Source organism: Pseudomonas sp. 18175, assembly GCF_050432925.1.
Lineage (GTDB): Bacteria > Pseudomonadota > Gammaproteobacteria > Pseudomonadales > Pseudomonadaceae > Aquipseudomonas.
The window spans coordinates 283,209-289,662 of record NZ_JBKFTO010000007.1; the positions used below are offsets into that span (position 1 = coordinate 283,209).

6 protein-coding genes, 1 tRNA gene and 1 rRNA gene are annotated in these 6,454 nt (G+C 57.8%); 2 read left to right on the forward strand and 6 right to left on the reverse strand.

The annotated features are described in order from the left end of the window. Positions 1 to 39 precede the first annotated feature (39 nt). The 5 genes from secF to queA form a co-directional block, all read right to left on the reverse strand. A complete protein-coding gene (gene secF, locus ACLD1Y_RS12610) occupies positions 40 to 954 on the reverse strand; it encodes a protein translocase subunit SecF (protein ID WP_429478271.1) in 915 nt (304 codons plus the stop codon). A 9-nt stretch (positions 955 to 963) separates the two neighbouring features. Beyond that, positions 964 to 2,832, reverse strand: coding sequence for a protein translocase subunit SecD (secD, locus tag ACLD1Y_RS12615; protein WP_429478272.1), 1,869 nt, complete (start codon positions 2,830 to 2,832; stop codon positions 964 to 966). A 62-nt stretch (positions 2,833 to 2,894) separates the two neighbouring features. Continuing rightward, entirely contained in the window at positions 2,895 to 3,233 is a 339-nt protein-coding gene (yajC, locus tag ACLD1Y_RS12620; protein WP_003175975.1) for a preprotein translocase subunit YajC, read from the reverse strand. Positions 3,234 to 3,276: 43 nt separating this feature from the next. After that, a complete protein-coding gene (gene tgt / locus ACLD1Y_RS12625) occupies positions 3,277 to 4,392 on the reverse strand; it encodes a tRNA guanosine(34) transglycosylase Tgt (RefSeq protein ID WP_162303237.1) in 1,116 nt (371 codons plus the stop codon). Between the two features lie 5 nt (positions 4,393 to 4,397). Then, entirely contained in the window at positions 4,398 to 5,447 is a 1,050-nt protein-coding gene (gene queA, locus ACLD1Y_RS12630) for a tRNA preQ1(34) S-adenosylmethionine ribosyltransferase-isomerase QueA (RefSeq protein WP_429478273.1), read from the reverse strand. A gap of 108 nt (positions 5,448 to 5,555) precedes the next feature. On the opposite strand from queA, the gene ACLD1Y_RS12635 reads away from it, so the two are divergent. Then, positions 5,556 to 5,640, forward strand: a tRNA-Leu gene (locus ACLD1Y_RS12635). A gap of 301 nt (positions 5,641 to 5,941) precedes the next feature. Further along, positions 5,942 to 6,304 (forward strand): hypothetical protein, encoded by a 363-nt coding sequence (locus ACLD1Y_RS12640; RefSeq protein WP_429478274.1) that lies wholly within the window; start codon positions 5,942 to 5,944, stop codon positions 6,302 to 6,304. A gap of 62 nt (positions 6,305 to 6,366) precedes the next feature. Here the strand turns inward: ACLD1Y_RS12640 and rrf are convergent. Further along, positions 6,367 to 6,454 (reverse strand): 5S ribosomal RNA (gene rrf, locus ACLD1Y_RS12645); the annotation flags it as partial.

Consider the following 6,454-nt stretch of genomic DNA (forward strand, 5'->3'; position numbering starts at 1 on the left):
CTCGCGCCTTTCTTGTAACAGCAGATCAACAATCGCCCATCAAGGACGGTCGTCGACCTCCTTGCCAGTGCTGGCCGGAGGGATCAGGTCTTCGCTGTTGAGGTTCAGCCAGATCAACACCACGTTGGCGATGTAGATCGACGAGTAGGTACCCGCCAGAACGCCGATGAACAGCGCCAGGGAGAAGCCCCACAGGTTGTCACCACCGAAGATCATCAGCGCAGCAATCGCCAGCAAGGTGGAGATCGATGTGGCCATGGTCCGCAGCAGGGTCTGGGTGGTGGATATGTTGATGTTCTCGATCAACGTAGCCTTGCGCAGCACACGGAAGTTCTCACGAACCCGGTCGAATACCACGATGGTGTCGTTGAGGGAGTAACCAATGATCGCCAGCACGGCCGCCAGTACGGTCAGGTCGAAGGTCACCTGGAAGTACGCCAGGATACCCACGGTCACGATCACGTCGTGAATCAGCGAGACGATGGCGCCGACGCCGAACTTCCACTGAAAGCGGAACGCCAGGTAGATCATGATGCCGACCAGAGCCATCAGCATGCCGAGGCCGCCCTGGTCGCGCAGCTCTTCACCGACTTGCGGACCTACGAACTCAACGCGCTTGACCGACGCCGGGTTGTCGCCGCCAACCTTCTGCAAGGCCTCGGCCACCTGGTGACCCAGTTGCGGGTCTTCGCCTGGCATACGCACCAGAAGGTCCGTGGTAGCACCAAAGCTCTGCACGATGGCTTCGTGATAGCCAGCCTTGACCAGCTCGTTGCGCACCAGGGTAACGTCGGCCGGCTTCTCGTAGGTCAGCTCGATGAGCGTACCGCCAGTGAAGTCCAAGCCGTAGTTCAGGCCCTTATGGAACCAGCTGAACAACGCCAGAACGGTAAGGAGCACGGTGACGCCGAACGCAACGTTGCGAACGCCCATGAAGTTGATTGTACGTAACATGGCAGCCCCTTAAATCCACAACTTCTTGAAGTCACGCCCGCCAAAGATCAGGTTGACCATTGCGCGGGTCACCATGATGGCCGTGAACATCGAGGTAAAGATACCGAGGGACATGGTTACCGCAAAACCCTTGACTGGGCCTGTGCCCATGGCAAAGAGAATCCCGCCGACCAGCAACGTGGTCAGGTTGGAGTCAAGAATCGCGGTAAATGCCCGGCCGAAGCCTTCGTTGATTGCACGCTGTACGGTCATGCCCGCGGCGATCTCTTCACGAATCCGCGAGAAGATCAGCACGTTGGCGTCTACCGCCATACCCATGGTGAGTACGATACCGGCGATACCTGGCAGGGTCAGCGTAGCACCCAGCAGCGACATCAAGGCCAGCAGCATCACCATGTTGCCCGCCAGGGCCACGGTGGCGATGATGCCGAAGAAGCGGTAGATGGCGATGATGAACAGGGACACGAACAGCATGCCCCACAAGGCCGCATCGATACCCTTGGTGATGTTGTCGGCACCCAGGCTCGGGCCGATGGTACGCTCTTCAGCGAAGTACATCGGCGCAGCCAGGCCACCCGCACGCAGCAGCAGGGCCAGTTCCGAAGATTCGCCCTGGCCGTTCAGGCCGGTAATACGGAATTGAGCACCCAGTGGCGACTGGATGGTCGCCAGGCTGATGATCTTTTTCTCTTCCTTGAAGGTCTGCACCGGCACGTCTTTCTCGACGCCGTTGACGATCTGCTTGGTGTAGGTGGTCACCGGGCGTTGCTCGATGAAGATCACCGCCATGCTGCGACCGACGTTGCTGCGCGTGGCGCGGCTCATCAGTTCGCCGCCATGGCCATCCAGGCGGATGTTCACTTCAGGAGTACCGTGCTCGCCGAAGCCAGCCTTGGCGTCAGTCACCTGGTCACCGGTGATGATCAAGCCACGCTCGATCAGCGCTGGAGGACGGTTGCCTTCGCGGAACTCAAACTCCTCGGAAGTTGCACGAGTAGCACCCGGTTCAGCCGCCAGACGGAATTCCAGGTTGGCGGTTTTACCCAGGATACGCTTGGCTTCAGCAGTGTCCTGTACGCCGGGCAGTTCAACCACGATGCGGTTGGCACCCTGGCGCTGCACGATCGGCTCAGCCACACCCAGCTCGTTGACGCGGTTACGTACCGTGGTCAAGTTCTGCTTGATGGAGTATTCGCGGATTTCCGCGATTTTCGCCGGGCTCATGGCCAGACGCAGTACGGCCTGACCATTCAGGTCAGCCGGCACGATATCGAAATCGTTGAAGTTCTTGCGGATCAGCGCACGGGCCTGTTCGCGGGAAGCTTCGTCAGAGAAGCCCAGCTGGATGGCGCCGTTGAGCTGCGGCAGGCTGCGATAGCGCAACTTCTCTTTGCGCAGCAGGCTCTTCACATCGCCTTCGTAGACTTTCAGACGCGCGTCGAGGGCTTTGTCCATGTCGACTTCCAACAGGAAGTGCACGCCACCGGACAAGTCCAGACCCAGCTTCATCGGGTGCGCGCCAATGCTGCGCAGCCATTTTGGCGTGGTCTGTGCCAAGTTGAGTGCGACAACGTAGTCGTCACCCAAGGCCTTGCGCACAACGTCTTTGGCCGGCAATTGGTCTTCTTGCTTGGTCAGGCGCAACAAACCGCCCTTCGCATCAGCTGCCAATGTTGCCGCTTTAACCTGGATACCCGCGTCGGTGAGCGCTTTGCTCGCGCGTTCCAGATCAGCCTGATTGACCTGCAGCGAAGTGCTGGCGCCAGTGATCTGGATCGCAGGGTCATCAGGATAGAGATTGGGAGCGGAATAAATAAAACCGATCGCCAGCACCGCCAGGATCAGTACGTATTTCCACAGAGGGTATTTGTTCAGCATCACGCCGCCCGCTTATAACGCGGGGCGCCTTGCGCGCCCCGTCGATTGGTAAAGGTTGGAACTTAGATCGCTTTGAGCGTGCCTTTTGGCAGCGTGGCGGCGATGGCGCCCTTCTGGAACTTCATTTCCACGGTGTCGGAGACTTCCAGTACCACGAAAGCGTCGGAGACCTTGGTGATCTTGCCGGCGATGCCGCCAGTGGTCACGACTTCGTCACCTTTCTGCAGGCTGCCCAGCAGGTTTTTCTGCTCTTTGGCGCGCTTGGCCTGTGGACGCCAGATCATCAGGTAGAAAATGACCAGGAAGCCGACCAGGAAAATCCACTCGAAACCACCGCCCATAGGACCGGCAGCGGCAGGCGCAGCGGCATCAGCCATGGCGTTAGAGATAAAAAAGCTCATTTAGCACTCCAGTTGCAAATAGTGAATCTTAGGGTCGGAAAACTCAGTCCAAGGGCGGCACAGGAAGCCCGCGCTTGGCATAGAAGGCATCGACGAAGGCGGCCAATGTACCCTGTTGAATAGCCTCGCGCAAACCAGCCATCAGGACTTGGTAGTGACGCAAATTGTGGATGGTATTCAACATGCTACCCAGCATTTCCCCACACTTGTCCAGATGGTGCAGATAAGCACGGGAGAAGTTCTGGCAGGTGTAGCAATCACAGGTAGGATCCAGCGGCGAATCATCATGGCGATGGAACGCGTTACGGATCTTGAGCACGCCTGTATCGATGAACAGATGCCCATTGCGGGCATTACGGGTTGGCATCACGCAATCGAACATGTCCACACCGCGGCGCACACCCTCTACGAGATCTTCCGGTTTGCCAACGCCCATAAGGTAACGAGGTTTTTCAGCCGGCATCAGGCCTGGCAGATAATCCAACACTTTGATCATTTCGTGCTTGGGCTCGCCTACCGACAAACCGCCGATAGCCAGGCCGTCAAAGCCGATCTTGTCGAGGCCTTCCAGCGAGCGTTTGCGAAGGCTTTCATGCATGCCGCCCTGGACGATACCGAACAGCGCTGCTGTGTTGTCGCCATGGGCGTTTTTCGAGCGCTGAGCCCAACGCAGGGACAACTCCATGGAGATACGCGCGACGTCTTCATCGGCCGGGTACGGCGTGCATTCGTCAAAAATCATCACAATGTCGGAGCCCAGGTCGCGTTGGACCTGCATCGACTCTTCCGGCCCCATGAACACCTTGGAACCGTCCACCGGCGAGGCAAAGGTCACGCCCTCCTCTTTGATCTTGCGCATGGCGCCCAGGCTGAACACCTGGAAACCACCGGAGTCGGTGAGGATCGGGCCTTGCCACTTCATGAAGTCATGCAGGTCGCCATGCTTCTTGATCACTTCTGTACCTGGGCGCAGCCACAGGTGGAAGGTGTTGCCGAGGATGATTTCGGCACCGGTGGCGACGATATCGCGTGGCAGCATGCCCTTGACGGTGCCGTAGGTGCCGACCGGCATAAACGCCGGGGTCTCCACGGTGCCGCGCGGGAAAGTCAGGCGACCGCGACGGGCTTTGCCGTCGGTGGCGAGCAATTCAAACGACATACGACTCATAAGGTTTCCTCTGGGCCGCGTGGCGCCGGATTGCGGGTGATAAACATCGCATCACCGTAGCTGAAAAAACGGTATCCGTTCTCGATGGCAGCCTGATAAGCCGCCATGGTTTCCGGGTAACCGGCAAATGCCGAGACCAGCATCAACAGCGTGGATTCAGGCAAATGGAAATTGGTCACCAGGCAATCGACCACGTGAAACGGCCGGCCTGGGAAGATGAATATATCGGTGTCGCCGCTGAACGGCTTGAGCACGCCGTCACGGGCCGCACTCTCCAGTGAGCGCACGCTGGTGGTCCCCACGGCGACTACTCGCCCTCCACGAGCCTTACACGCGGTAACAGCGTCTACGACGTCCTGGGTGACTTCCAACCACTCACTGTGCATGTGGTGGTCTTCGATGTTATCCACACGCACCGGCTGAAACGTGCCGGCCCCCACGTGCAGGGTCACATAAGCGGTCTCGACGCCCTTGGCGGCAATCGCATCCAGCAACGGCTGGTCAAAATGCAGGCCAGCAGTTGGCGCGGCAACGGCACCGAGGCGCTGGGAGTAAACCGTCTGATAGCGCTCGCGGTCCGAGTCTTCGTCAGGGCGATCAATGTAGGGCGGCAGCGGCATGTGACCGACACGTTCCAGCAGAGGCAGCACCTCTTCGGCGAACTTGAGTTCGAACAGCGCGTCATGGCGAGCGAGCATTTCGGCTTCACCGCCGCCATCGATGAGGATCTTCGAGCCCGGTTTCGGCGACTTGCTGGAGCGTACATGGGCCAGCACACGATGGCTGTCCAGCACGCGCTCAACCAGAATTTCCAGCTTTCCGCCGGAGGCTTTCTGGCCGAACAGGCGTGCCGGAATCACTCGGGTATTGTTGAACACCATCAGGTCGCCAGGGCGCAAATGCTCAAGCAAATCAGTGAATTGACGGTGTGCGAGGGCACCGCTAACCCCGTCCAGGGTCAGCAGTCGACTGGCGCGACGCTCGGCCAAAGGGTGGCGAGCAATCAGCGAATCAGGGAGTTCAAAAGTAAAGTCAGCAACGCGCATGATGGAGTTCGTCTAGCAGGGCCGGGAAGTCTAGCGGAAATAGTGAAAATTGACCATGAAAGGTGATTGACCAACGGTAATCTCATCTCTATACTTCGCCGCCATTGAGCCCTGATGGCGGAATTGGTAGACGCGGCGGATTCAAAATCCGTTTTCGAAAGGAGTGGGAGTTCGAGTCTCCCTCGGGGCACCATCTTAAAGAAAGACCTTGAATATCAAGGTCTTTTTTTTCGTCTGCAGAAAAGTGGACGGGCAGTGAAATTATTCGCCTGTATGTACCGGCATACCCTCAAGCAAAGCCTAGAGGCGGCCATGACGCGATCCAAGGCCAAAGCACGGCACGACCACTCATCGAAAGCTCACAGCCTCCACAGCGCACTGGAGAGCGATCTATTGATCGCTTGGCCACTCCGCGCTCGCGATCAAGCTCACAGATCGACCCCCCCCCTGGAAATGATCAATACTCTTTGTGCCTCCACACACAAGGCCAGCTCATGGAAATCACAATTCACCGCAAGAAAGGACTTCTTGATAGCGCCTATGGCACTCGCCTCTCACTCATAATCCTTTTTGACAGCAAGATTGTCGGTCGCCTAGAAACCAGGGAAACCTTACGACTGAGTATTCCGGACGTTGCCGGAGCGCTTCAGGTCGGTTTGCCTGACTTCGTCCCCCCTCCTTACCCAGGAAGCAGGCCTGACAAGCTCCTCACGATCAGTAATGCGCTTGATATTTCTCCATCCAGCACCGCACAGGTGTTTTCGGTGAGGACGCGTGGATGGGTCTTTTTTGATTTTTTGGGCTTGGCGTATGTAGCACCGCTGAGCCGCTGGGTGCTCGCACTGGAAGTTGTCTAGCACTTTTCTCGCGCCCAAAACAAAACCCCATCTGCTTTCGCAAATGGGGTTTTGGAATTTAATCTTGACGATGACCTACTCTCACATGGGGAAACCCCACACTACCATCGGCGATGCATCGTTTCACTGCTGAGTTCGGGATGGGATCAG